Consider the following 25,246-nt stretch of genomic DNA (forward strand, 5'->3'; position numbering starts at 1 on the left):
GACCAGTACGTCCTGTATCGTGCCATGTGGCAAAATTGAACCACGCGCCCCGAAAGCAGCAGGGTGCGAGAATAGGCACATCACTTTCGATGGCCAACGGCCTGAAATTGGCCGTTGTCCTGATTTTCGTACCCGCAGTAACGGGATTTTACAGTGGCTTCAAATCTGAAGCCATTTGCCGGCCGTCACGTCCGTCTTCCAGTTCGTAAGCGACCTTTTGATTGTCTGCGAGTCCGGTAAGACCGGATCTTTCAACGGCCGAGATGTGAACAAATACGTCCTTGCCGCCCTCGTCAGGGGCAATAAACCCATAGCCTTTGGTGGTGTTGAACCATTTCACGGTGCCAGTTGGCATTTCCCGTGTCTCCTTCTACTTGCACGTTGTCCCACAAAATTGGTGGGGGTAGGAATTGACGTCACCACAACACATCACCGTCTCGCGCTCACGACACGGCCCGAATTACGTGTTTCGTCTTTTTCAACATTGCACGGTGAAGTAAAAAATCAAGAAATACCGGAATACACTGGCGAATTTGCCGACGACCAAAATCAATACAGGAGCAGCCCGAAAATGCGCGTTTATGGACTGAAAACATGTGATACTTGTCGTAAGGCATTGAAATCGCTTCCAGATGCAGAATTCATCGACGTCCGAGCGCAGGGCGTGCCAGCGGCGGTGCTGGCTCAGGCCCTGAATCACTTCGGCGAGGCTTTGCTCAATATTCGATCAACAACATGGCGGGGGTTAGATGCAGAGCAGCGCAAAAAAGAGCCGCTGGAGCTGTTGCAGGAACACCCCACCCTGATGAAGCGACCGCTTGTTGAGAAAGACGGTGCACTTTATCTGGGCTGGACGGCTGAAACGCAGGCAGCCCTTGGCGTTGGCTGAGTGGGTACTTATGTGGTTGGTCGCAAGCTAGAGGGTTCTAAATGCGTAACGCAGCGATGATTTTAGGGGTAGTTGCCGGTCTGATCGGCATGTTGGTCGGGTTTGTTGGCTATGGATATGTCGAGTTGATCGACAGGTTTGGCGAAATCGACGGGATTGCCGAGCAGGTGGACAATGCGCAGTTGATCCGAACCGCGGCGATCCTTGCGCCTTTATTGGCTATTGCGGGCGGGGCGATGGCACATGCCCGCGCTCTGATTGGTGGCGTGTTGCTGCTGATTTCTGCGGCTGGGATGTATTATGCGTTCGGGTTCAATGTGTTCACCATGTTCCCGGTCGCCTTTGCCGCCGTGGCGGGTCTCCTTGGGCTGGCCGCGGGTAAACCGGACGAGCCCAAGGCACATTTCTGAGTTACTTCAGGCGCAGGATGCGATCGATCGAGATCGGGCCTGCGCCGTTTATCGCGATGACCAGAAACAGGAAAGTCCACATCACGCGCTGATCCATCAAAGTAAGTGCGTTGTCGAACAGGCCTCCCAATTTGACGCCATGACCGGTCACGTCGACAATGGTCTGGACCCAAACAAACCCAATCATCCCAAGGGCTGCCACCCGGGTCAGCAGGCCGACCAGCAACAAGGCTGGCAGGACAAATTCGGCGACTGTTCCCAGAAAGATTACGACGCGTTGGAAAAAAGTCATCTGGGTTACGTCATAAAGTACGGCCTCTGCCGCTTTGGGGAAAATCTGCCCAAACGCCCCCGCTGACGGAGAGAAAATCGACCCGTCGATTTTCAGGGTGGCTGAGTTCCAGTAGTAGACAAGCAACACGGCAACAAAGACAAGACGCGCCAGGGTTGGTGTCAGCCAGTTGGCCGAGCTGTCGATCCGTCCCAGGACGTTGTTATGAAGAGAGATCAGGGCAGTCATGTTGCCAGCCTTTCAATAGTCACAGAAGTGATAGCGCCGCCCTGTAACAGCAGCGCCAGAGTGGCCCCAAGATCAAAATCCGGGGTGGTTTCGGTAGTGTTTTCAAATGCCTGTCCGATTGTGTTTCCGGCCTGCATCGCGGCGATCCAACCCGCCCCGCCTTGCGGCAGGGCCTGAGGAACAGGATCATATTCGCGGCGCGTGATCAGGGTATCTTCAGCACCAGCTTGGGGTTTCGGTGCGCCGTCTTCGGTATTGAACCGCCATATCGAAAAGATGGGCCAGTCCGAGCGCAAGATCTGCATCGAAGGTGCGAATTCCAATCGGGCCCGGAACAGATCTTCGGGTGGCACGGCTAACGCGTCGTCCGACGCTGGCACGCTGTCCGCCGCGTGGTAAGATCGGCGAAGGGCCAGCTCCAGTCGCGCCACATCGGGAAGGTACCCGATATGCGACAGCTGATCCATCCCGGCCAGGAAATCCGGAAACGCTTCGCCATAGAACATCATCAACGGCGAGGTTGGTGGGTGGCTGCGCAGAAAAAGCCCGGCCAACCCGTCCATGTTTTGCAAACCCAGCAACTTGGCGATAACCGGGAAGGCCTGATGCATGGCTTCGGTCAGCGAAATGGCAACATTGTTGCGATAGACACTGAAACGCCGTCCCGCCGGCTGATCCGACGCGTCCACAAGGCCCTCAGGCACCGACATGGCTGGATCCAGCAAAGCCAGGTGAAACTCTTCTTGCGACACGCTCATGCTGGAATGCGGTCCAGTGCCGCTTGGGCGCGATCGGCTTCGGCACGCAAGACAGGCCAATCAGGGACGTCGGTATCCCATTCCACAAGAACAGGTTTTGGTCCCGATTGTTCAAGCACATAGTTCAGAAGAGCCCAAACCGGATCAACCACTTCTCGCCCGTGGCTATCGATCAGCAAGGGATGCCCGTGGTCGTCTTCATCCTCATCATGCCCGCCAAGGTGGATCTCACCAACCTTGTCCAGCGGATAGGCGTCGATATAGCTCTGCGGTGAGAAGTCGAGATTTGTCGCCGATACGAAAACGTTGTTCACATCCAGCAAGAGCCCGCATCCGGTGCGGCCCGAAATTTCGCGCAGGAAGTTGGGTTCGGACCACGTGCTTTCATCAAACGCCAGATAGCTTGACGGGTTTTCAAGCAGCATCTGTCGCCCAACGACATTCTGAACTTGGTCGATATGATCGCAAATCCGTGCAAGGGTTGCGTCGGTATAGGGCAGGGGCAACAGATCATTCAGGAAGTGGCTGTCATGTGTCGACCAGGCCAGATGTTCGGAAAAGCTGGCGGGGTTGAGCCAGCCGACAAGGTGTTTCAAGCGGGCCAGGTGGTCGGTATCCAGCGGGCCTTCACCGCCGATGGACAGGCCAACGCCGTGGACGGAAATCGGGAAGTGTTCCGACAAGTGCCGCAGCTGTGCCAGCGGGCGGCCACCATCGCCCATGTAATTCTCGGCGTGGATTTCCAGCCATGTGACCGGTTGCGGGTGATCCAGAATCTGCTGGAAATGCTGAGGCTTATAGCCGACGCCTGGTGCCGTAGGCAGCCTGTTCGATCGGATTGTGCTGTCCAACATCTGGTAACCTCGCGGTCTTGAAAAAAGAGGCGGGCGATTCTTGCCCGCCCCTCAGATTTGGCAAAAACTCAGGCTTATGCCGGCAGGTCGCGCTCCAGCGGCTCGAGCGATCCCTTGCGGGCAGCGCCGTCAGCTGACTGAGGCAGGTCGATATCGGCGCAGGTGCCGGCATCTACCAGCGTCCAGGCATTGCCCTGATAATCAACAGTCGAGGTGCCCGCGCACGTGGTGCCAGGACCGGCGGCACAATCGTTCTGACCGGCCAGAGAAACGCCATAGCACTTTTCTTTGGCTTGTGCGGATGCGGTTGTGGCCATGCCTGAAACGGCTGCGGCTACGGCGCTTGCGATGACAAGGGATTTAGCGGTGTTCGACATCTCGGTTATCCTTTTGATGACTGCGTATGTCTGTGTTCGACAATGACAAAGGTAATGGGTTGCAGGTCACAGTTGAATTCACGAGCCTGTGTCTCACGAGCCCGTCAATGACTGTCATGACATCTTGCAAACTAATAGTTTGTTTTAGAAGAGATAAAACGCAAATGTTTCAATCCGACCCCTCAGAGGGGGCCGGATTTTGTGCAATTTGCCGCTGATTGTTACAGCAGGTCGGGCGGCGTAGCGGCCCGCGACAGTTCATTTGTTACAGCCTCAAGCGGCTGCACTTGTGTCTGTTTCTCACCAAGACGACGGACACTGACCGTGCGGTCCTCAACTTCACGGTGACCGACGGCCAGAATGACCGGAACTTTGCCGACCGAGTGTTCACGAACCTTATAGTTGATCTTTTCGTTGCGGATGTCCGCCTCGGCTCGGATACCTGCGCCCTTGAGTATCTCAACCACTTCCTGCACGTAACCGTCAGCCTCGGAGGTGATCGAAGCGACCACGACCTGACGCGGGGCCAGCCAGAAGGGCAATTTGCCCGCGTGTTCTTCGATCAGGATGCCGATGAACCGTTCGAACGAACCCAGCGTTGCACGATGCAGCATGAAGGGGCGGTGCTTCGATCCGTCCGCGCCAATGAAATTGGCGTCCAGCCGCTCGGGCAGGTTGGGGTCCACCTGAAGGGTGCCGCATTGCCAGGTACGGCCGATCGCGTCGGTCAGGGTGAATTCAAGCTTGGGTCCGTAGAAGGCGCCTTCGCCTTCGAGAAGCTCATAGTCGTATCCTGCGGCCTTGCAGGCGTCACCTAGGGCTTTTTCGACCAGATCCCAGCTTTCATCCGACCCGATGCGTTTTTCCGGGCGCGTCGAGAGCTTGATGGTCCAATCATGGAAACCGAGATCGGCATAGACCTTCGACAGAAACGCGATGAATTTTGCAGTTTCAGATTCGATCTGATCTTCGGCGCAGAAAATATGCCCATCGTCCTGGGTAAAGCCGCGCACCCGCATGATACCATGCAGCGCGCCAGAGGGTTCGTACCGCGCGCAAGACCCGAACTCGGCCATGCGCAGAGGCAGATCGCGATAGGATTTCAGACCCTGATTGAACACCTGCACGTGGCAGGGACAATTCATCGGCTTAAGGGCGTTCACGGCCTTTTCACGGGCATGTTCCTCGTCGACTTCGACGATGAACATGTTTTCCTGATACTTGTCCCAGTGGCCCGAGGCTTCCCACAATTTGCGGTCAACAACCTGCGGTGTGTTGACTTCGACATAGCCGTCACGCTCCTGCATGCGGCGCATATAGTCCTGCAGGGTGGTATAGATCTTCCAGCCATTCGGATGCCAGAAGATCTGGCCGGGAGCTTCTTCCTGCATGTGGAACAGGTTCATTTCGCGGCCCAGCTTGCGGTGGTCACGCTTGGCAGCCTCTTCCAGCATGTGCAGGTGCGCTTTTAGCTTTTCCTTGCCGGTAAAAGCCACGCCATAGATGCGTTGCAGCATCGCACGGTCGCTGTCACCACGCCAATAGGCGCCAGCAATGCTCATTAGCTTGAACGCATCGCCCGGAACCTGGCCGGTATGCTGCAGATGCGGACCGCGGCACAGGTCCTGCCAGTCGCCGTGCCAATACATGCGCAGCGGCTCGTCACCTGGGATGGCGTCGATCAGTTCGACCTTATAGGGCTCGTTGTTTTCGGTGTAGAAATCAATCGCGCGCTGACGGTCCCAGACCTCGGTGGTCACGGTGTCGCGTTTGTTGATGATTTCCTTCATCTTTTTCTCAATCGCGCCGAGGTCTTCGGGCGTAAATGGCTCGGCCCGGTCGAAATCGTAGTACCAGCCGTTTTCGATGACGGGGCCGATGGTGACTTTGGTATCGGGCCAGATCTCCTGCACGGCGCGGGCCATGATATGAGCCAGGTCGTGGCGGATCAGTTCGTTTGCCTGATCTTCATCTTTCATGGTGTGCAGGGCGATTTCGGCATCAGATTCAATGGGCCATTGCAGATCCCAATGCTGGCCATTCACCGTGGCTGAGATGGCCTTTTTGGCCAGTGAGGTCGAGATGTCGGCGGCCACCTGCGCAGGGGTTACACCCACGTCATAGGATCGTGCATTGCCGTCAGGAAAAGTGAGAGAGATTGACTGTGCGTCCAAGGCCATGGCTGGCTCTCCTCGTCGGTTTGGCGCCCACTGAACGCCCGGTTGCGGGTTATGTTGTGTTCGCTTCATTTGTCAGGTGGGGGTGAACCTGTCAAGGGCCGGCGCGAGGGGCCGGCCCCTCGCGCTCCCCGAGGTATTTTTGGCCAGATGAAGGGGGATCTGGGAATTGCACTTGGGGGTGGGGCGTGCATGATATCGGAAAAAGAAAAGAGGGTGTCATGGCAGCGACGAATTTTCTGGAAACGGCGCAGGGACGGCGGCTGGCCTATCACAAAAGCGAGGGCACCGGGCCGACCATCGTGTTTCTGGGCGGGCTCAAATCCGATATGGAAGGCACCAAGGCGGTGCATTTGGAGGCCTGGGCGAAGGGGCGTGGCCATTCATTTCTGCGGTTCGACTATTCAGGTCACGGTGAAAGCGGGGGCAAGTTCGAAGAAGGATGCATTGGTGACTGGCATGAGGATACGCTGGCCGCGATCACGGAATTGACGGATGGGCCGCTGATTGTTGTCGGCTCGTCCATGGGGGGGTGGCAGGCGCTGCTGTTGGCCAAAGCGCTGCCAGATCGGATTCAGGGAATGGTGACCATCGCTGCTGCGCCGGATTTTACCGAGGACGGGTATTGGGCTTCATTCTCGAAAAACCAGAAACAGGCACTGGAAACTGTTGGCCATGTCGAGCTGCCTTCGGACTATATGGAGCCTTACATCGTGACCAAACGGATGATCGAAGATGGTCGCCAACATTTGGTCCTGCGCAAGCCTCTGCATATGCCTTTTCCCGTGCGGTTTTTGCAAGGTACCGAAGACACAGCGGTTTCAATCGGAACAGCAGTGCGCCTGATTGAACATGCGTTCGGGCCCGATATGCGCCTGTCATTGATCAAGCACGCCGATCATCGCTTTTCGGATGGCCCATGCCTTGGGTTGATTGAACAAGCTGTTCTCGATGTGATGGCAGCCCAATAATGCGGATATTGGGTCGCGTTTTTCTGACATTGATCGTTGCGTTTGGCCTGATCTATTGGCTTGGCCCGCGTGAGAAGGTTGATCTGGCCCCAACATTTGACGCGCGCAAATTCGGCGAAGGGGTGCAGGTCTATTTCGAAAGTGTAGAATCTGCATTCGCCGACATCATTCCGGGGGTCGAAAAGCGAGTTATTTGGCAAGAGGGCTATAAAGAGCAGCGAACACCTGTTTCGATTCTGTATCTGCACGGGTTTTCTGCATCATCCGAAGAGATCCGACCGGTTCCCGATCTGCTCGCCGAAACGTTGGGCGCCAATCTGGTCTACACGCGGTTGCAGGGTCATGGTCGCGGGGGGGAAGCAATGGGTGAGGCGACGGCCTCGGGTTGGATGCAGGATCTTGCCGAAGGGCTGGCTGCCGCACGGGCGGTTGGGGATCAGGTCGTGGTGATTTCGACATCAACCGGCGGCACGTTGGCAGCTGCGGCCGCACTGAATGAAGAGCTGAGCCAAAACGTTGCGGGGATCGTATTTGTTTCTCCGAATTTCGGCGTTAAAGCGGCCGGCGCATGGATACCCGGATTGCCTTGGGCGCGCATCTGGTTGCCCCTGATGATGGGTGAAACCCGGGGCGTCGCAGGGGTGAACCCGGAAATGAACAAATTCTGGTCGGCGGTCTACCCTTGGCAGGCTGTGGTGCCGATGACAGTGCTGGTGGATGTGGTCTATGCGCTGGATTTTTCAGACGCAAAGGTTCCCGCGTTGTTCTGGTTCTCGAATGAAGATCAGGTCGTGCGTGCCGACCTGACCCACGAGATTGCCAAGGCATGGGGCGCCCCTGCGTCGGTTGAGCTGGTAACAATGGGGCCCGGGGACGATCCTAATTCCCATGTGATCGCCGGGCGGTTGATGTCTCCGGGGCAGACCAACGATGTTGTGGCTGGTATCCTGAGATGGCTGAATACCTTGGGGATCGAGTGAGGAAGAAACAATGCGCAGACCAGGCAGTATGTGGAGCCTTGAAACCCTCGGTCGTGTGCGTCTGTCCCGTCATTTTTTCATGCGCGATTTTCTGTATTCGGAAATAGGCAATTTTCACGAAAAGCAGAATTTTCCTGACGATCCCGACCTTGCCATCGAAACCGGAAAGGCGCTTTGCGAAACCCTGCTGGACCCGCTTGAGGAGACCTTTGGCCGGATTGCCGTACGATCCGGCTATCGCTCGGCATCATTGAACCGTTTCGGTAATGAAAACCGGCTGAATTGCGCGCGAAATGATAACCCGCTGGAATGTCACATCTGGGATCGCGCGGTGGGTGATGATCGGATTGCTGGTGCATCGATCGTGATCCCATGGTTTGCCGATCAATATGAGGCGGGGCGGGATTGGCGGGATTTGGCGTGGTGGATGCACGACCATCTGGAATATTCCGAAATCTGGTTCTTTCCAAAACTCTGTGCTTTCAATCTGGTCTGGAGGCCTGTGCCTCATAAGCGCATCGACAGCTATATCGCGCCGCGGGGCTGCCTTCTGCGCCCAGGAGGCACGCCTGGCGAGGGTGAACTTGAGCGGCAAAGACTATATGCGGACTTCCCCGCTTTTCGCGGTATCCGCTACCCCTGAACTTTAACTTGCCGAACCATACAAAACCTCTCATCCTGAAACTAATGACGACGATTTGAGTGACTTTTCCAAAGGAGGCGTTGTTTGATCGAGCCGTTGGTTCTTTTGCCCGGTTTGATGTGTGATGCGCGGGTATTTGAGCATCAGATGCGCGCCCTGTCACGTGATCGCGCCGTGACGGTCGCTTCGGTTTCGACCGCTGAACGGATTGAAGAGATTGCGCGGGGCCTATTGGTTCAGTTGCCACAACGCTTTGCGTTGGCGGGCCTAAGCCTGGGCGCAGTAGTCGCTTTGGAAATTGTCCGATATGCACCCGAGAGGGTGTCGCGCTTGTGTCTGATGGCTTCGGATGCGCATTCGGAATCGCCCCAGACCGCAGCCGCGCGGGAGGAGCTGTTGGTCGCCGCCAAGATGGGTCGGTTAGAGGAAGTGATGCGTCGGCTGATTGGATCGGATTCGCTGGCCCCGGGGCCTCGGCGTATTCCCATTCTTGCTGATGTCATCTCGATGGCGTTGGATTTGGGCCCGCAGGTGTTCGAGCGTCAGATTCGTGCGCTGCAGCGTCGCCCGGATCAGCAGGGCAACCTGCGCCGGATCACGGCCCCGACTTTGGTGCTATGTGGGGCGCATGACACGGTTGTTCCGGTGCGAAGGCATGCGTTCATGGCGGACCTGATCCCAAATGCAGAACTGCACGTCATCAAGGATGCAGGACATTTGCCTACGTTGGAATCGCCTGAAAATGTCACCGAGGCGCTGAAGACCTGGCTCAGCGTGAAGCCTGCGCTGGATTACGCGTAGAGCGCTTTACGCTGTTCTTTGCTGAGAATGACCGGGGTTGAGATCGTCTGGCCCGTATTCTGATCAAAGAACGGGGTGTCCCTCCAGCTGCCAGAAAGCCGGGATTTTAGTACCCGCGTAACAATCCCGGCGACAGCGTAACCCAGTCGCTTGTGTTTGTGTTTTCCATCGGCCTGCGGAATGAACCCTTGGGTCGTAACCGGCCCTAAACAGTCCGGATCGGAAACTCGTTTCACATCAAAGCCCGCAAACGGAAATTTTGGAGTATTTGATGTCGTCGCCAGCGGTGCATTGCAGCAGCTGGCATACCAGCGCAGCATCCCCTTGGGGCCAAGGCGCATCGCGGCCAGGTGTTCGATGCCGCCGTCGATCCTGATTTCTTCAGGGGCCATTTGGAAAATGTCCACCGGTTCCGGCGCAGGGTCCGGTTGCCCGAAATATATCTGCGCGGCCCGGCAATCACGGCAAAAGCAGACTACATGCGTGCCGTACTGAACGCCTCTGGCTGTAATGCTGCCAAAGAGTTTTCCACAGTTGCAGGCGAAAGCCGTCTGTTTGGCGACTTTTTTTCCCATCGGCGTTAGGCTACTTTGTTGCGGTTGGCCGCTTTGCGCGAGGGTTTGCGGGCGTTGGCGTTCATAAATTCGATCACCAATGGGCGGATATTGTCGCGCCAGCTGCGGCCGGCGAAGATGCCATAGTGACCTGCGCCAGATTCGACATGGCTGGCTTTTTTCGAATCCGGCAGCCCTGTACACAGCTCGAGCGCAGCAATGCACTGGCCAGGGGCCGAGATGTCGTCATTCGCACCTTCGACTGTTTTGACAGCAACGTTTGTAATTTTGCCGATATCTACCTTGTGCCCTGCAACAACAAACTCGTTGCGCGCGATTTCGCGGTTTTTGAAGACGCGTTCGACGGTTGAAAGGTAGAACTCGGCGGTCATGTCCATGACGGCGAGGTATTCATCGTAGAATCTGTTATGGGCATCGTGATCCGAAGCCTCGTCCCGCATAACCCTCTGGATCTGCTCGGAAAACGCCTGCGAATGCCGGTCCGAATTCATCGACATGAACGAGGCCAACTGCAGCAGGCCGGGATACACCATGCGCCCGACGCCCTTATACTTGAAGCCGACGCGCTGAATCATGGTTTCTTCCAGCTGTCCCATTGTCACGCGACGTCCAAAATCGGTCACGTCGGTAGGTGTGGCATCCGGGTCAACAGGTCCGCCGATCAATGTCAGCGTGCTGGGTTGGGCTTTGGGTTCGACCTCGGCCAGATAGGCTGTGGCGGCCAGAGTCAGCGGCGCCGGTTGGCAGACGGCTACAACATGGGTGTCCGGTCCCAATTCTTTCATGAAATCGACAAGGTAAAGTGTATAATCCTCTACATCAAACTTACCTTCGGACACGGGGATATCGCGCGCATTATGCCAGTCAGTGATATAAACTTCGCAATTCACCAAGAGGCTTTTTACGGTGGACCGAAGCAAAGTGGCGTAATGTCCAGACATCGGGGCGACCAACAGCACCTTGCGGGGCTGTTCGGCGCGGCCATTGACACGAATATGTATCAAGTCACCAAAAGGGCGTTCGATCACCGGGACAATATCGACCAGATGATCCTTGCCGTCTTCGCAAGTGAATGTACGGATTCCCCAGTCGGGTTTTACAACCATGCGCTGGAACGTCCGCTCAGTCACCTCGCCCCAGGCGGCCATCATGCTGAACGCAGGGTTGGGCACCATCGAAAACAGCGGATAAGAAGCCATGGCACTTGCCGTAGCACCCATCCACTGATTGGTGTTGCGCATCGTTTCCATCAGATCGTAGGTCATCATGTAGCGCATGAAATGGGCCTCCTGAGTGTCAGCCTGATAATTCGGACCATTCGTCGCTTTGCCCCCCGACGCCCACGACGTTATTCTGCATAGCAGCGAGGTTAGGGTGGAATTGTTAAAATGACAACAAGTGAAGATAACGCGCCAGAGCTGTCCGAGGAACACCTTGAACGGATTAGAGAAAATATGACGAAAGTCGAAGAATTGTCGAAAAGGCTGATCGATGTGATGGCTGGCAAAGAGGCGCACACTCCCGCGTTGGACGGTCCGAATCAAGATCTTTTCGCAAGAGCAGCAACTTCGTATTTCGCCGAAGCGTGGCAGAATCCCGCCAAGCTTCTGGAACATCAGGTCGCTTTCTGGGGACAATCCGTTATGAACTTTGCTGAGGCTCAGCAGACGCTGGCCGCCGGCGGGGTCGAGGACAGCGAACCCGGACCCAAGGATAAACGGTTCTCAAACCCTCTTTGGGACACCAATCCCTATTTCCGGTTTATTCGCCAGCAGTATCAGACAAACGCCGATGCAATCGCGCAGGCGGTTGCTTCGGTCGACGATCTGGACGGCAAGGACAAGCAGAGGCTGCATTTCTTTTCGCAACAGATCATTGACTTGATGTCTCCGACGAATTTTCTGGCCTCCAATCCCGACGCGCTGGAAAAGGCGGTCGAGACGGAAGGGCAATCGCTGATCAAAGGGCTAGAGAATCTAGTTGCGGACCTAGAAGCCAATAATGGTGAAATGGTTGTCAGACTGGCGGATGAATCCGCGTTCAAGCTTGGCGAGAATATCGCGACAACTCCGGGCGACGTGGTCTATCGCAACAGGCTTATGGAGTTGATCCAGTACAAACCCACGACCGAGACCGTACACGAGACCCCGATCGTTCTGTTTCCGCCCTGGATCAACAAATACTATATTCTGGACCTTAAGGCGCAGAACAGCCTCATCAAATGGGTGACCGAGCAAGGCTATACCCTGTTTGTTGTAAGTTGGGTTAATGCGGATGCTTCTCATGCCGAGGTCGGTATGGGCGACTATGTCGAAGAGGGATTTCTGACCGCCATCGAGACCGTCAAGTCGATCTGTAAGGTCAAGCAGGTCAATGCGGTGGGATATTGCATTGCCGGCACCACGTTGAGCTTGACGCTGTCCCTGATGAAGCAGCGTGGCGACAAATCCATCAAATCGGCGACCTTCTTCACAACCTTGACCGATTTCGGTGAACAGGGGGAATTCACGCCGTTCCTACAGAACGACTTTGTCGACGGCATTCAAGAACAAGTGACGAAAGACGGTATCCTAAAAGCATGGGTCATAGGTCGTACCATGTCGTTCCTGCGATCGAATGACCTGATCTACGGCCCCGCCATTCGAAGCTATATGATGGGCGAGACCCCTCCGGCGTTTGATTTGCTCTACTGGAACGGGGATGGCGCAAATCTTCCGGGCAAAATGGCAATCGAGTATCTGCGGGGGCTTTGTCAGAAAAATCAATTTGTGACCGACGGTTTCGATTTGCTTGGGCACAAACTACATATCCGCGACGTTGATGTTCCTTTGATGGCCATCAGCTGTGAAACCGACCATATCGCCGCCTGGAAAGATTGTTATCGGGGTGTGCAGCAGATGGGGTCACGTTCGAAGACGTTTGTCGTTTCGGAATCCGGTCACATAGCAGGCATCGTGAACCCGCCGAGCAAGAAGAAATACGGCCACTACACCAACCCTGATCTGAATGCGGATGCCGATACATGGATGAAAGAGGCCGATTTTCATAAAGGGTCCTGGTGGCCGCAGTGGGAAGCCTGGCTGAAGAAGAGATCTGGCAAGCAAATCCCCGCGCGCCAAGTGGGCGATTCGGGATACGTTTCCCTGGCCGAGGCACCAGGAACCTATGTTTTGGTGAAGGCAACAGATTGATTTTTAACAGTTTAGAAAAATATTGCTGCAGTGCAGCAAGAAAAAACTTGCAATGCTGCGATGCAGCAACGATATTGTCCTCAAGCTGATGAAGCCCGGGGTTGGCCCGGATCGGCAAGCAAAGGATTTGGACAATGGCAAAGACTCAAGACTTTACCGCGACCCTGAAAGACATGATGGGTGCATTCCCTGTTGACACCACCGCTCTGGAAGGTGCGTTCAACACCACCGCGACCCTGAACGAAAAGCTGTCGGGCGTTGCTCTGGAAGCGGCTGAGAAATCGGCTGAGATTTCGAACAAATGGACCAAGGAAACCCTGGCCAAACTGTCCGATATGTCGAAAGCGAAATCTGACCCTGCAGATTACGCAAAAGCTGCAACCGACTACGCAAGCGCGTCGGCTGAAGTTGCTGCTGAAAACCTGGCTGCTTTCGCTGAAATTGCGAAAAAAGTTCAGTCGGAAACCGTTGAGCTGCTGATGGCTGCTGGCAAAAACGCTGCAGAAGACGCAACTGCCGTTGTCAAAAAAGCAACCAACGACGTGTCCACTGCTGCGAAAAAAGCAGCTGGCGCCAAGTAAGGTAAGATAGCGAGGCGCACCCACTCCTCCCATTTGGTGCAATCGCGTTGGGCGGGTCGAAAGACCTGCCCTTTCTTTTTGTTCTGCACTCGCATAATCTCTGCTGCAATGCATCATTCCTTGGGGAGGGTAGACGGTGTCAGAACAAGAAAAACCGTTGCTAATCAAACGATATGCCAGCCGTCGGCTGTATAACACTGAAACCAGTGACTATGTCACGCTCGAAGATATTGCGGCATTCATACGTGACGGTCGCGAAGTTCAGATCATAGACCTGAAGACTGGGGATGATCTGACACGGCAATATCTGCTGCAAATCATTGCCGAGCATGAAAGCCGCGGTGAGAATGTCCTGCCGGTGAACGTGCTGAACGATCTTGTGCGCAGCTATATGTTGCCGGGCGGAGGAGTGATGCCGCAATTCCTGCAAAGCTCGTTCGAAATGCTGCGCGAAAGCCAAAGCAAAATGATGGAAAACATGTCTGCGATGAATCCGATGACCCAGATTCCGGGTTTCGAAGCACTGCAAGCGCAGCAAAAGGCATTTCTGAAGGCGATGACCAGCGGCATTTCCGGCAGTTGGTCCGGTCCGGAAACGGATAGCGAGGCCAAACCCCAGTCGAGTGAGGATCTGGACGACATCAAGAAGCAGTTGGCGGAGTTGCAGCAAAAGCTGTCTAAACTGAACTGAATTTGTCCACACAATGAAATAGGCCCGCCGCTGGCGGGCCTTTTCGTTTGAATTCAGCTTGTTCAGGTTCCAAATGCGATTTTCGGGGCGGTAATTTCCCCTACTGAAGCCAACAGAATATCAGCGATCACATCCAGTTCCGCGCCTGTCAGGCGTACAGGCAGGCGCACGTCGCAAGCTTTCATCAGCATGTTTCGCGTTTGTGGCAGCTCGGTCTGTTCCGGCAGGAATTGCCAGTTCCAAAAGGCACGGGCGTTGTCTTCACTCAGGCCGAATACCTGAACTTTCACCCCGCGTGCTTCGGATGCTGCGGCAAAGGCGCGGATATCATCATCGCTTAGGTCAACCAGATTGAACTGGATCGAGTCCGGCGCCCTGCGCTCTGGCACCAGCGGGGCAGGCACGTTGATATAGGGCGATGAGTTCAGGCGCTCTGCCACATAGTCGTGGTTTTGCAACCCATCGCGGACACGGCGTGCCAATTCAGGCATCTGGGGACGGATTACTGCAGCGCTCAGGTTGCTCATCCGCAGGTTATACAGCGGCAACTGGTTCTGCCAGCGGCCAAAGGCCTGCTCGAGTTCCGATGAGTTGTCGCCACGCGGGCCTTTGTGTTTCTTCCAGTTATGTTCGTAGGCGCCGGACATGATCACGGCACGCGCGACCAGATCAGCGTCGTCGGTTATCAGAATGCCACCTTCGCCCGCATTGATCATCTTGTAGGACTGAAACGAGAAACAGCCGATCTTGCCAATCGTCCCAATATTGCGGCCATGCCAAGTTGTCCCCAGCGAATGGGCTGCGTCCTCGATCACCGGAATGTCGCGCGCGCTACACAGAGTCATGATCGCGTCCATATCCGAAGTATGTCCGCGCATATGGCTAATGATCACGGCCTGCACGTTATCCAGTTTGGCGGCAAAGTCATCCATGTCGATGCGATAATTGTCACCCACCTCACACAATACGGGGATGCAATCCGCATGTATGACCGATGAGGGCACCGCCGCAAAGGTAAAGCCCGGTATCAGCACCCGCGCGTCCCGCGGCAAACCCAGCGCCTTGAGCGATAGGAACAGCGCCGCCGAGCAGGACGATACAGCCAGCGCGTATTTCGTGCCCAGCAGTGCCGCGAATTCCGACTCGAGCAGCGCAACCGGAGCGTCCTGCGGCGCAGTGTAGCGGAACAGGTCGCCTGACTGCATCAAGGCATCAATGGCGTCGCGGGCGGCCGCGGGGATGGGTTCGGCGTCATGGACGTTAGGAGGCAGCGTCATATTTGGCATTCCTGAATTCTATCTTTGGGAAAGATAAAGCTAATGAAGTGTCAATCCAAGCCCTTAATCTTCAGGGTGGCGAAATTTCACTATTCTGTCGTAGTCAGAGAGACACAGGTTGGCTTACCCCGCGTAGCGGGAAATTCTTTTGAACTTGCAACTTTGGGGGAAGTACGGTGGCAATGGATCTTCTTTGACGTTGTTCTCGTATGATGGGTTGGATCACTGCATTGACTATCATTCGTTTGGCCCTTTGGGGCGCGCTTTCAACTTTCGCTTCGGCGGTTCACGCAGATTATCTTCTGTCGGATGGCACTGAAGTTGCGCCGCTTCAGATGTTTCAGGAATGCGATGTTTGCCCTGAGATGATTGCCTTGCCTATGGGTGAGTTCATGATGGGTGGCCCACCGGGGGAGTCGAAACGAAACTTTCATTGGGATGAAAAAGGGCTCCGCCCCGCGACACCGGAAGAGCCGTATATCGCACATCATGAAGGTCCGGTTCATAAGGTCACGATAGATATGCCCGTCGCCATGGGGCGGAATGAAGTCACTCATGACCAGTGGATGGCTTGTGTGATTGATGGCGGTTGTGGTGGGTATACCCCGCGAGACTGCATTTTGCAGATTGACGGCCCCTGCGTAGAAACCAAGGGAAATCATCCAGTTGTAGACGTGTCCTATCAGGATGCCGTGTCTTACACTGGGTGGCTAAACAACAAAATAGGGGCGGATGTTTATCGTCTACCTACGGAAGCTGAGTGGGAATATGCCGCTCGTGCTGGGACACAAACACCTTTTGCGCAAGGAGAAGAGGTCTCGACGGATCAGGTTAACTTCCACGGCAAACCAACGGAAGAAATGTTGGGAGTGAAGCGACCTGATCTGGCCCGTCGCGGCTATCCTGTGCCCGTTGATGCGTTGGATGCAGCCAATGATTGGGGGCTGCGGCATATGTCGGGGAATGTTGCGGAAATTACGATGTCCTGCTGGACGGAAACGCACAAAGAGTGGAGTAGATCCAGCTTTTACCTGAAAATGGCACTTGCGCCGGGCTGTGAGCGTCGTGTCTCGCGCGGTGGCACATATTGGATCGCGATGGATTTCTCTCGCGTTGCGACCCGAGGCGGTGGCTCAGATGACGTTGGTTCTACGTCTAAGGGGTTCCGTGTTTTGAGGGAGTTGAAATAAACCCTCTGAGTGCCTTGCAATCACAGGCCAAGTCGGTCCCGTAGGGAAAACCATGTCATCGCCAGCACCAGCAAGGGGCTGCGCAGGGAAGGGCCTCCGGGGAAGGGCATGGCGGGTACGCGGGACATGGTGTCGAACCCCTCGGCCTGGCCCTGAATGGCCATCGCCATCAACTGCCCGGCATGGGTGGCCGTGCCGACCCCATGGCCGGAATAGCCCGAGGCCGACAGGATATTGGGCGCAACCCGCGTCAGGTAGGGCATTCGCCGCATGGTGATGCCCAGAGTACCGCCCCAGGCATAGTCGATCTTCACATCGCGCAGATGCGGGAAAATCTCGGTCATTGGTTTGCGCACCTTGGAGGCGATATCTGTCGGGAAACGGTAGCCATAGCTTTCCCCGCCGCCGAATAGCAGGCGGTTGTCGGCGCTGAGGCGAAAATAGTTCACCACAAACTTGGTATCAGCGACGGCGACATCCCGGGTCAGGACGCGGGCGGCATCGGTGCCCAAAGGCTCGGTCGCGGCTATGAAATTGTTGATCGGCATGACGCGCGACGCCACCTTGCCGTTCAGATCGCCGAGATACCCGTTGCAGGCCAATATGACGTGGTTGGCCGTCACCTTTCCCTGTGGGGTTTGCACGATGGCCGGATCGGTCTCGTCGATCCCGGTGACTTCGGTACCCTCAAAGATGCGCACGCCGGCCTTGGCTGCGGCATCAGCCAGCCCCAAGGCAAAGTTCAGCGGGTGCAGATGGGCCGCTCCCATGTCCAGATAACCTCCGCGATAGGTTGGGGATGGGCACAAGCCATGCGCCGCGCCTTCGTCCAGCAGCTCCATATGGTCATAACCATATCGCGCCGACAGATGCGCGGCGTGATCGTGGAGGTCTTGCTGATCCCCGGTGCTGAGGCCCAGAACCGCCACGCCCGGTTTCAGATCACAGTCGATTTTGTGCTTTTCGATCAGCGATTTGACCAGATCCTTGGCATCTTCAGCCAGATCCCACAGCTTGGCGGCATCGTCATCGCCGACCAGGCGTTCAAGGTCTTCCTGATCCATCCGCTGGGCGCTGCCCAGCTGCCCGCCATTGCGGCCTGACGCTCCGAAACCAACGCGATGCGCCTCAAGCAGCACGACGTCGAACCCGGCCTCGGCCAGATGCAGCGCGGCGGACAGGCCAGTATAGCCGCCACCGACCACACAGACATCCGCTTTGGTATCCCCAGCAAGCGCTGGAAAACGGTCGAGCGTGTTGGCCGTCGCGGCATACCAGCTGGCCGGATACTCGGCCTTGCGGTCGTTGGAATAGAGGAGATTCATCGCGGCTTAAACGTTCATGAGCAGGTGCTCACGCTCCCACGGAGAGATGACCTGTAGAAATTCTTCATACTCGGCACGTTTGACAATGCCATAGACGCGGGCAAATTCCGGACCCAGCACTTCGTGCAGGGCGGTGGCCTCGTCGAACAGGTCCAGCGCATTGCCCATGACCTGCGGGATATCACCGTCACCTTCGTAGGCGTCGCCATAAAACTGACGGCGCGGGCGTTCCTGCTGGGTCAGGCCGAGATAGCCGCAGGCAAGCGACAAGGCGATGCCCAGATAAGGGTTGCAATCCATGCCTGCGATACGATTTTCAACGCGCCGCGCCTCGGGGCCGGACAGGGGAACACGGATGCCGGTCGTGCGGTTGTCACGAGCCCATTCCAGATTGATCGGCGCGGCATGGTCTTTCACATAGCGGCGGTACGAGTTCACATAAGGTGCCATGACTGCCAGGCCTGCAGGCAAGTGGTTTTGCAGCCCTGCAATGAAGTTATAGAATGCATCCGTTTCGCCGCCCTGAGGTCCGGAAAAGATATTCTGTCCGGTTTCGATCTCGGTGATCGAGTGGTGGATGTGCATGGCCGATCCGGGCTCATCCGCAATCGGTTTCGCCATGAAGGTCGCAAAGCAGTTGTGTCGCAACGCGGCTTCGCGGATCAGGCGTTTGAAATAGAACACTTCATCTGCCAACTTGACCGGATCACCATGGCGCAGGTTGATTTCAAGCTGTCCGGCGCCGCCTTCCTGGGTGATGCCGTCAATCTCGAATCCCTGATGTTCGGCAAAGTCATAGATGTCGTCGATCACCGGGCCGAATTCATCCACCGCTGTCATCGAATAGGCCTGCCGCGCGGCCGCCGGACGACCCGAACGGCCCATCATCGGTTTGATCCCCTGCGCGGGGTCGACATTGGGGGCGACCAGAAAGAACTCCATCTCTGGCGCGACAATCGGTTTCCAGCCTTTGTCGTGATACATTTTTACGACGCGCTTCAACACGTTGCGTGGGCTGAACGGGATCGGCTCTCCGTCCCGGTCATAGGCGTCGTGGATCACCTGCAGCGTCCAGTCACCCGTCCAAGGAGCAGCGGAAGCAGTCGAAAAGTCAGGCTTAAGGATCATGTCCCGTTCAATGAAGCCGTCCTCTCCGGCGGCTTCGCCCCAGTCCCCGGTGATAGTCTGGTAAAAGATACTATCGGGTAGATGGAAGTAGGACTGGCGTGCAAATTTGGTGGCCGGAACCGCTTTCCCGCGCGCGATGCCGGGCAGGTCAGAGATGATGCACTCGACCTCATCCAATCGGTGACCTTCAAAATAGGTACGGGCTGCCTGTGGCAGTTGTTCTGTCCAATCGGCCATCAGGCCCTCTCTTTCTTCAAAAACTCTGCCATGAACTGTCCGATCTTCGGACTGTCGTCGCGGGTGGGCAGGCGGTCGGCGGCGGCCTGCATCAGATTGTCTGGAACGACACCTTTGCCGCGAGTGTCCATCAGCCCTTCGATGAAGCTGTCGCCATACTCCGGGTGGGCCTGAACGGTCCAGATCGTGTCGCCATAGGCCAGCATGGCATTCTGGCAAAAGGCGTTCGAACCGGTTACTTGTGCACCGGCGGGCAGCTCTACCACCTGGTCCTGATGCCAGGCATTCAAAGTGACGGTCTGTCCGTCCAAATCGTAGTCCGTCCGCCCCACGGCCCAGCCCTGTTTGAACTTTTCAACTTTCCCGCCAAGGGCTTGCGCAATGACTTGATGACCAAAGCATATGCCGATCAGTGGTTTGCCGCTTTGATGGATGTCGCGGATCAGCGCTTCGAGCTTGCGAATCCAGGCATGGTCCTCATAGGCGCCATAGCGCGAGCCGGTGATGATCCATCCATCAGCATCGTCAAAACTTTGCGGAAAGTGATCGTCGACAACCGCATAGGTCACAAACTCAAAGCCGTTGCCATCCAGCAGCGCGCGAAACATGCCGTCATACTCACCGAACTGATCGTGCAATTCGTCAGGGGGGTGGCCGGTTACAAGGATACCGATTTTCATGGGTCACCAAATTTGATCAAATTTATTCTAGCTGAGCAGAACGAAGCGGGCAAGGGGGCTCAAACCGCCTCGAGATAACTTAGCCAATGCTCCTCGGGTGGGCGTTCGTCAAAGCGCAGGATCTCTTGTCGCTTTGTCATGGCAAGATTGCTGATCAGCGGGGCGGGAAAGATGCGCGCAACTTGCGGATCGGTTTCAAGGGCGGTGATGGCTGAAGCCCAGTCGCCAGCGAGTTGCGGCAGGCCGTCGATCTCATATGCGTTGCCCGTGATCGGAGCTGGCGGATCAGTTCCGTCCTCGATGCCGTTCAGCGCCGCACCGAGCACGGCGCTCAGCATGAGGTAGGGATTGATGTCACCACCAGCAACGCGATGTTCGATCCTGCGGGCAGAGGGCGCGCCGCCGGGAACGCGCAGCGCGGCAGTGCGATTTTCATAAGCCCAGCATGCCTCAGTTGGGGCATGGGCGCCGGGGACAAGCCGGGTGTAGGAGTTCCCGTGCGGTGCAAAAATCAGAGTTGAACCAGGCATTGCAGACAGACATCCGGCTATGGCCGAGCGCAAATGATCAGTGCCTTCAGGCCCGCCATTGTCAAAGATATTTTGCCCATCCTGGTCGACGACCGAAAAATGGACATGCATCCCATTGCCCGCATCCTGGGCATAGGGTTTGGCCATGAAAGTTGCGGTAAACCCATGTTTGCGTGCAAGGCCACGAGTCAACACCTTGAAAAGCAACGTATCATCTGCGCAGCGCATGGCGTCCTGATGGTTCAGGTTGATTTCAAACTGGCCAATCCCGCTTTCGGAAATGGCGGTTTGAGCCGGGATGCTCATTGCCTCGCATCCGTCATAGAGGTCTGTGAAAAAGGCGTCGAACGCATCCATTTCCGCCATGGACAGGACTGCCTCGTCGACCAGCCGTCGTCCCGTCAAAGGATTGATCGGAGGCACCGGTCGTGCACCTGATGAGTCCAATAGCGTGAATTCCAGCTCGGTCGCCGCGACAACGGACCAGCCACGCTCGGCATAGCGTTGCAGCACCGAGGTCAGAGCATGGCGAGGGTCGCCGGCAAAGGGCGTGCCCTGATCGTCATACAGGGACATCAATACCAGCGCTGTTTCGGTTTCAAGCCAGGGAACTGGGACGGGGCCACGCTCGGTTGGCAGTAATATGCCGTCCGCGTCGCCTGATTCAAACACAAGCGGGCTATCCTCGATATCCGCGCCCCACAGATCAACATTCAATGCCGAAAAGGGCATCCGCACCACACCTTTACTCAGCTTGTCAGCATAAGAAGGAGGCACGCGTTTGCCGCGCAGCTGACCGTTAAGGTCGCAGGCCGCTACGCGAAAACTGTGTAGGGCGTTCAGGTCCATCGGCGTCTCCATCACTCTGGTACCCCGAGGTTTAATCGACACAAAGCGCCTTGTCACGAAATTTGATCAAATTATCCCCGCGCCGTTTTTTTCGGCGCGGGGTCGGGACCTTATGCAAAGCTTATGCCGTTCTCGGCCATCGGCAGATCGGCAATCAAGGTCCCCGACATTGCCTTGATTGCGTTCGCGAGCGCGGGGGCCGAGGGCGGCGTGCCGGGTTCGCCCACGCCCGTGGGGGCTTCGGCCGAGGGGAGGATGTGGACGTCGATTGTAGCTATATCGCCGATCCGAAGGGGCTCGTAATCCGGGAAGTTGTATTGATCCACGGAACCGCCGGTCAGTGTGATCTGATCGCGCATCACATGCCCGATGCCATAGCCAATCCCACCTTCCATCTGGGCACGCACCACGTCGGGGTTCACCGCGATACCGCAATCGACAGCACAGGTGACCTTTTCGATCTTGATGCCGTCATCCGGATCGCCTGAAATTTCGACCACCTCAGCCACATAAGAACCAAAGGATTTGTGCACCGCAATACCTTGCGCGCGACCGGCAGGGACGTTGCCCCAATCTGCTTTCTCGGCCGCAAGTTTCAGAACTGAGGCCTTGCGCTGTTGGTCTGCATTACCCGCATCCGCCAGATGTGCGAGACGGAACTCAACCGGGTCACGGCCTGCGGCGGTGGCGGCCAAATCCATCATTGTTTCCATCGTATAGGCAGTGTGGGTATGTCCTACCGACCGCCACCATAGGACCGATGTGGCCTTGGGTGTGTCGGTCAGTCCAAGCGCCATCCCCGGAATATCATAGGGGCTGTCTGCGATGCCCTCGATCGAGCTGTGGTCGACGTCGTCATGCACTGCAACCGCTTCGAACGGGGTGCCCTTCATGATCGATTGCCCAGCAACCTGATGCTGCCATCCCACGATATTCCCCTCCGCATTCAACCCGACACGAACTTTGTGGCCGAAGGCCGGGCGGTAATACCCGCTGCGAATGTCGTCTTCCCGCGTCCAGACCAGTTTGACCGGGCGCGAGCGGTCGGTGACAACAAAGGCCAATGCGGCCTCAACCTGATAATCCGCATCCGGTGTTGCGCGACGCCCGAAAGACCCGCCGGCCAGCATCGTTCTGATGTGGATTTTCTCGGGTGGCAGCTGAAAGATTTGCTGATACGCCATGTGCGGGCCGGTTGGCATCTGAGCGCCATCATGCAGAACGATGTCACCCTCTGCTGTCTGTTCGATTGTGCAGTTCAGTGGCTCCATCGGAGCATGGGCGAGGAGCGGGTAGTAAAAAGTTTTTTCTACGACCGTATCCGCCGCGTCGATCGCCGCCGAAACCGTGGCCATATCTGCCTTGTTCACGTTATAGGCGGGCGCGGCATTCAGCGCGTCCATGATCTCGGCCTTGATCTGATCCGAGTGGCGGGTTTCAGCGCCGGACATGTCCCATTCGACCTCAAGCGCGTCACGCGCCTGAATCGCGGCCCAGGTATCTTCGGCATAGACCGCAACGCCCGCCTGATTGGGCAATGCAGCGGCGCTGATATAGCCTTTGATCTCTTTCGAGGCGCTGTCGTCAAAGCTGATGACAACACCACCGCGCGACTCCGGACGTTTGATCATTGCAACCATCTGGTTGGGCAGGTGGACATCCATGGCGTACATCGCTTGTCCGTTGCCCTTGATGGTCGAATCCGTGCGACGCACGGCCTCGTTTCCGATCAGGCGGAATTCCGAGGGGTCTTTCAGGCGCGGCTCGGTCGGCGCCTCAATCTGCGAAGCGGCCGCCACAAAATCGGCAATCGGGGCGGATTGATCACCTGCTTTGACGATACCCTCCTCAATGGTGATGCCTGATGCATCCACACCCCAGCTTTGGGCGGCGGCATTGATCAGCATCTCGCGGGCGGCAGCGCCAGCCTGACGGTATTGCAGCCAGGAATTCGCCATCGCGGTCGAGCCGCCGGTGCCCTGGAAGGGGCCGAACAGCAGGTTGTTATAGACTTGGGGGTTCGACGGCGCGAATTCGTAGTCTATCTGGTCCATTGTGACGCCGATTTCCTCGGCGATAAGCGTCGGCAGGCCGGTCGCCGGCCCCTGACCCTTTTCGAAGTGTTTGACGATGGCAGTCACAGTGCCGTCCGCGTCAATCTTCACAAATGGGTTGAGCTGCGTCATCTCGGACGAGGCCGCAGCCAGAACGCCATCGGGGCGGGCGCCAATCAGCAAGACGGCACCGGTAGCAGCAGCGCCTTTCAGAAAACTACGGCGAGAGGTGTTGATGGTCATGGATCAGGCCTCCAGAATTTCGGATGCGCGCTGGATACCGGCGCGGATGCGTTGATAGGTGGCACAGCGACAGGCGTTGCCGGACATGTAATCGTCGATTTCTTCAACGCTGGGCTTTGGATTCTCGGACAGCAATCCGACCGCCGACATCACCTGACCCGACTGGCAATAGCCGCATTGAACCACGTCCAGCTCGACCCAAGCCTGCTGGACAGCAGCGCCGATATCATTTTCGCCCACCGCTTCGATCGTGGTGATTTCGGCACCTTCGACATCCTCGATATATGTCTGGCACGAGCGCACCGGCTCTCCGTCCAGATGCACGGTACAGGCCCCGCACGAGGCGACACCGCAGCCGAATTTGGTTCCTGTCATCTTCAGTTCGTCCCGGATTACCCACAGCAGGGGCGTGCCGGGCTCGGCCTCAACCGTGTGGGTCTGGCCGTTCAGTTTCAATGTCAAAGCCATTGGGGGGATCTCCTGTTGGGCTGGCTACCTGAATCGGTAAACTCGCGGGTTTACCTTAGGCAGGGGGCAGGGCGTTGTAAACCCGAGAGTTTACCTAGCGTTTGACCGGCTCATATCAAAGGGTCTATAGCTTTGGAGCATGAATGACCTCAGCGCACCGAAAGCATCAAAGCATGCCCAGATCATCGAGGCTGCCGTAGCTGAATTCCAGGAAAAGGGGTTCTCGGCGGCCAGTATGGATCGGATCTCGGCACGGGCCGAGGTCTCCAAGCGCACACTGTACAAGTATTTCGAAAGTAAGGAAAACCTGTTCCGCTCGATCGTGGTTGAGCTGTCGAACCGCTTCTCTGAGGTGTTGGATATCAGATACGAAAAGGGCCGGGATATCCAAGAGCAACTGACCGATCTGGCCTGGGCCGAGGGGCGCATTCTGATGTCACCCGAGGTGATGGCGATGTCGCGTATGGTGATCAGCGAAACCTTGCGCAAACCCGACCTTGCGGTCGCCGCGCAGGGTAAGCTGGACAAAACCGCTATTTTCTCAGTCATGCTGAAAGAAGCAGCGGAAGATGGTCAGCTGCGCATCGACAACCCTGAGGTCGCAGGCCGTGAATTCATCGGATTGATCAAGAGCAGGGCATTCTGGCCTATGGTTTTTTGCGGGTCCGTACTTAGTCAGGAAGAAATGTCTGATACCATTCAGCGCAGCGTCGAAATGATGATTTGCCGGTACGGTGTCGACAATCGGTGACGCGGTTGGCAGGCACAGGGACGACCCCTTTCGAATATGCTAAACCCCAGGCTGCCCGATTCGAGGGGCAGGAATTTGCGGTTTCGATCCGTCTGA

General features: G+C 56.5%; 26 protein-coding genes. 11 read left to right on the top strand and 15 right to left on the bottom strand.

Going from position 1 to position 25,246, the window contains the following annotated elements; translation table 11 throughout:
* Positions 1 to 148 precede the first annotated feature (148 nt).
* Positions 149 to 355 carry a cold-shock protein gene (locus AC2FH9_RS08245; protein WP_142632979.1) on the bottom strand — a complete coding sequence of 69 codons (207 nt, stop codon included), beginning with the start codon at positions 353 to 355 and terminating at the stop codon, positions 149 to 151.
* 216 nt (positions 356 to 571) lie between these two features.
* Between AC2FH9_RS08245 and AC2FH9_RS08250 the strand changes: the two genes are divergently transcribed.
* Positions 572 to 889, top strand: a complete 318-nt coding sequence (locus tag AC2FH9_RS08250) for an ArsC/Spx/MgsR family protein (RefSeq protein WP_496785781.1) — start codon at positions 572 to 574, stop codon at positions 887 to 889.
* Between the two features lie 41 nt (positions 890 to 930).
* Positions 931 to 1,299, top strand: a complete 369-nt coding sequence (locus tag AC2FH9_RS08255; protein WP_142632981.1) for a hypothetical protein — start codon at positions 931 to 933, stop codon at positions 1,297 to 1,299.
* 1 nt (position 1,300) lies between these two features.
* On the opposite strand, the gene AC2FH9_RS08260 is transcribed toward AC2FH9_RS08255, so the two are convergent.
* The 5 genes from AC2FH9_RS08260 to thrS all read right to left on the bottom strand — a co-directional run bounded on the left by AC2FH9_RS08260 (position 1,301) and on the right by thrS (position 5,988).
* Entirely contained in the window at positions 1,301 to 1,819 is a 519-nt protein-coding gene (locus tag AC2FH9_RS08260) for a hypothetical protein (RefSeq protein ID WP_496695928.1), read from the bottom strand.
* Positions 1,816 to 2,577 carry an HvfC/BufC family peptide modification chaperone gene (locus tag AC2FH9_RS08265; protein WP_496871218.1) on the bottom strand — a complete coding sequence of 254 codons (762 nt, stop codon included), beginning with the start codon at positions 2,575 to 2,577 and terminating at the stop codon, positions 1,816 to 1,818. The genes AC2FH9_RS08260 and AC2FH9_RS08265 overlap by 4 nt, the downstream gene beginning before the upstream one ends.
* Complete coding sequence (gene bufB, locus AC2FH9_RS08270) at positions 2,574 to 3,431, bottom strand: MNIO family bufferin maturase (protein ID WP_496749488.1); 858 nt, start codon at positions 3,429 to 3,431, stop codon at positions 2,574 to 2,576. Before bufB ends, AC2FH9_RS08265 begins: the two co-directional genes overlap by 4 nt.
* Before the next feature lie 74 nt (positions 3,432 to 3,505).
* Entirely contained in the window at positions 3,506 to 3,808 is a 303-nt protein-coding gene (locus AC2FH9_RS08275; RefSeq protein WP_142632987.1) for a BufA1 family periplasmic bufferin-type metallophore, read from the bottom strand.
* A 221-nt stretch (positions 3,809 to 4,029) separates the two neighbouring features.
* Positions 4,030 to 5,988: a threonine--tRNA ligase gene (thrS, locus tag AC2FH9_RS08280; RefSeq protein WP_496749489.1), complete on the bottom strand. Its 1,959-nt coding sequence runs from the start codon at positions 5,986 to 5,988 to the stop codon at positions 4,030 to 4,032.
* Between the two features lie 218 nt (positions 5,989 to 6,206).
* Between thrS and AC2FH9_RS08285 the strand changes: the two genes are divergently transcribed.
* The 4 genes from AC2FH9_RS08285 (at position 6,207) to AC2FH9_RS08300 (ending at position 9,380) form a co-directional block, all read left to right on the top strand.
* Positions 6,207 to 6,956: an alpha/beta fold hydrolase gene (locus AC2FH9_RS08285; protein WP_282027330.1), complete on the top strand. Its 750-nt coding sequence runs from the start codon at positions 6,207 to 6,209 to the stop codon at positions 6,954 to 6,956.
* On the top strand, positions 6,956 to 7,936 hold the full coding sequence (locus tag AC2FH9_RS08290; protein ID WP_496871219.1) for an alpha/beta hydrolase: 981 nt from the start codon (positions 6,956 to 6,958) through the stop codon (positions 7,934 to 7,936). The genes AC2FH9_RS08285 and AC2FH9_RS08290 overlap by 1 nt, the downstream gene beginning before the upstream one ends.
* 28 nt (positions 7,937 to 7,964) lie before the next feature.
* The gene (locus AC2FH9_RS08295; RefSeq protein WP_496871374.1) at positions 7,965 to 8,579 is read left to right on the top strand and encodes a hypothetical protein; all 615 of its coding nucleotides are present in this window, start codon (positions 7,965 to 7,967) and stop codon (positions 8,577 to 8,579) included.
* An 84-nt stretch (positions 8,580 to 8,663) separates the two neighbouring features.
* The gene (locus tag AC2FH9_RS08300) at positions 8,664 to 9,380 is read left to right on the top strand and encodes an alpha/beta fold hydrolase (RefSeq protein ID WP_142632994.1); all 717 of its coding nucleotides are present in this window, start codon (positions 8,664 to 8,666) and stop codon (positions 9,378 to 9,380) included.
* Here the strand turns inward: AC2FH9_RS08300 and AC2FH9_RS08305 are convergent.
* The gene (locus AC2FH9_RS08305; RefSeq protein ID WP_496695915.1) at positions 9,371 to 9,955 is read right to left on the bottom strand and encodes a DUF6151 family protein; all 585 of its coding nucleotides are present in this window, start codon (positions 9,953 to 9,955) and stop codon (positions 9,371 to 9,373) included. The two genes, AC2FH9_RS08300 and AC2FH9_RS08305, sit on opposite strands and share 10 nt — an antisense overlap.
* Positions 9,956 to 9,960: 5 nt before the next feature.
* Positions 9,961 to 11,232 carry a polyhydroxyalkanoate depolymerase gene (phaZ, locus tag AC2FH9_RS08310; protein WP_496871220.1) on the bottom strand — a complete coding sequence of 424 codons (1,272 nt, stop codon included), beginning with the start codon at positions 11,230 to 11,232 and terminating at the stop codon, positions 9,961 to 9,963.
* 111 nt (positions 11,233 to 11,343) lie between these two features.
* Here phaZ and AC2FH9_RS08315 point away from each other — a divergent pair, with 111 nt between their 5' ends.
* From AC2FH9_RS08315 to phaR, 3 genes are all read left to right on the top strand, one after another.
* Complete coding sequence (locus AC2FH9_RS08315; protein WP_496871221.1) at positions 11,344 to 13,146, top strand: PHA/PHB synthase family protein; 1,803 nt, start codon at positions 11,344 to 11,346, stop codon at positions 13,144 to 13,146.
* Positions 13,147 to 13,280: 134 nt separating this feature from the next.
* Entirely contained in the window at positions 13,281 to 13,727 is a 447-nt protein-coding gene (locus AC2FH9_RS08320) for a phasin family protein (protein ID WP_142633002.1), read from the top strand.
* Between the two features lie 136 nt (positions 13,728 to 13,863).
* Positions 13,864 to 14,418, top strand: a complete 555-nt coding sequence (gene phaR, locus AC2FH9_RS08325) for a polyhydroxyalkanoate synthesis repressor PhaR (protein WP_142633004.1) — start codon at positions 13,864 to 13,866, stop codon at positions 14,416 to 14,418.
* Between the two features lie 62 nt (positions 14,419 to 14,480).
* Here phaR and AC2FH9_RS08330 read toward each other — a convergent pair whose 3' ends face one another.
* Positions 14,481 to 15,695: a DegT/DnrJ/EryC1/StrS family aminotransferase gene (locus tag AC2FH9_RS08330; protein WP_496871222.1), complete on the bottom strand. Its 1,215-nt coding sequence runs from the start codon at positions 15,693 to 15,695 to the stop codon at positions 14,481 to 14,483.
* 212 nt (positions 15,696 to 15,907) lie between these two features.
* On the opposite strand from AC2FH9_RS08330, the gene AC2FH9_RS08335 reads away from it, so the two are divergent.
* Positions 15,908 to 16,885, top strand: coding sequence for a formylglycine-generating enzyme family protein (locus AC2FH9_RS08335; RefSeq protein ID WP_496871223.1), 978 nt, complete (start codon positions 15,908 to 15,910; stop codon positions 16,883 to 16,885).
* A 20-nt stretch (positions 16,886 to 16,905) separates the two neighbouring features.
* Here AC2FH9_RS08335 and AC2FH9_RS08340 read toward each other — a convergent pair whose 3' ends face one another.
* The 6 genes from AC2FH9_RS08340 to AC2FH9_RS08365 form a co-directional block, all read right to left on the bottom strand.
* Positions 16,906 to 18,210, bottom strand: coding sequence for an NAD(P)/FAD-dependent oxidoreductase (locus AC2FH9_RS08340; protein ID WP_496871224.1), 1,305 nt, complete (start codon positions 18,208 to 18,210; stop codon positions 16,906 to 16,908).
* Between the two features lie 6 nt (positions 18,211 to 18,216).
* Positions 18,217 to 19,575 (bottom strand): glutamine synthetase family protein, encoded by a 1,359-nt coding sequence (locus tag AC2FH9_RS08345; RefSeq protein WP_496688525.1) that lies wholly within the window; start codon positions 19,573 to 19,575, stop codon positions 18,217 to 18,219.
* On the bottom strand, positions 19,575 to 20,255 hold the full coding sequence (locus AC2FH9_RS08350; RefSeq protein ID WP_142633014.1) for a type 1 glutamine amidotransferase: 681 nt from the start codon (positions 20,253 to 20,255) through the stop codon (positions 19,575 to 19,577). Before AC2FH9_RS08350 ends, AC2FH9_RS08345 begins: the two co-directional genes overlap by 1 nt.
* Before the next feature lie 59 nt (positions 20,256 to 20,314).
* Positions 20,315 to 21,634 carry a glutamine synthetase family protein gene (locus tag AC2FH9_RS08355; RefSeq protein ID WP_496871225.1) on the bottom strand — a complete coding sequence of 440 codons (1,320 nt, stop codon included), beginning with the start codon at positions 21,632 to 21,634 and terminating at the stop codon, positions 20,315 to 20,317.
* A 110-nt stretch (positions 21,635 to 21,744) separates the two neighbouring features.
* Positions 21,745 to 23,931: a molybdopterin cofactor-binding domain-containing protein gene (locus AC2FH9_RS08360; RefSeq protein ID WP_496871226.1), complete on the bottom strand. Its 2,187-nt coding sequence runs from the start codon at positions 23,929 to 23,931 to the stop codon at positions 21,745 to 21,747.
* 3 nt (positions 23,932 to 23,934) lie between these two features.
* A complete protein-coding gene (locus AC2FH9_RS08365; protein ID WP_142633020.1) occupies positions 23,935 to 24,399 on the bottom strand; it encodes a (2Fe-2S)-binding protein in 465 nt (154 codons plus the stop codon).
* A gap of 139 nt (positions 24,400 to 24,538) precedes the next feature.
* Between AC2FH9_RS08365 and AC2FH9_RS08370 the strand changes: the two genes are divergently transcribed.
* Positions 24,539 to 25,150, top strand: coding sequence for a TetR/AcrR family transcriptional regulator (locus tag AC2FH9_RS08370; protein WP_496871227.1), 612 nt, complete (start codon positions 24,539 to 24,541; stop codon positions 25,148 to 25,150).
* Positions 25,151 to 25,246: the final 96 nt, after the last annotated feature.

It is taken from the genome of Ruegeria sp. CDSC081 (assembly GCF_059610485.1).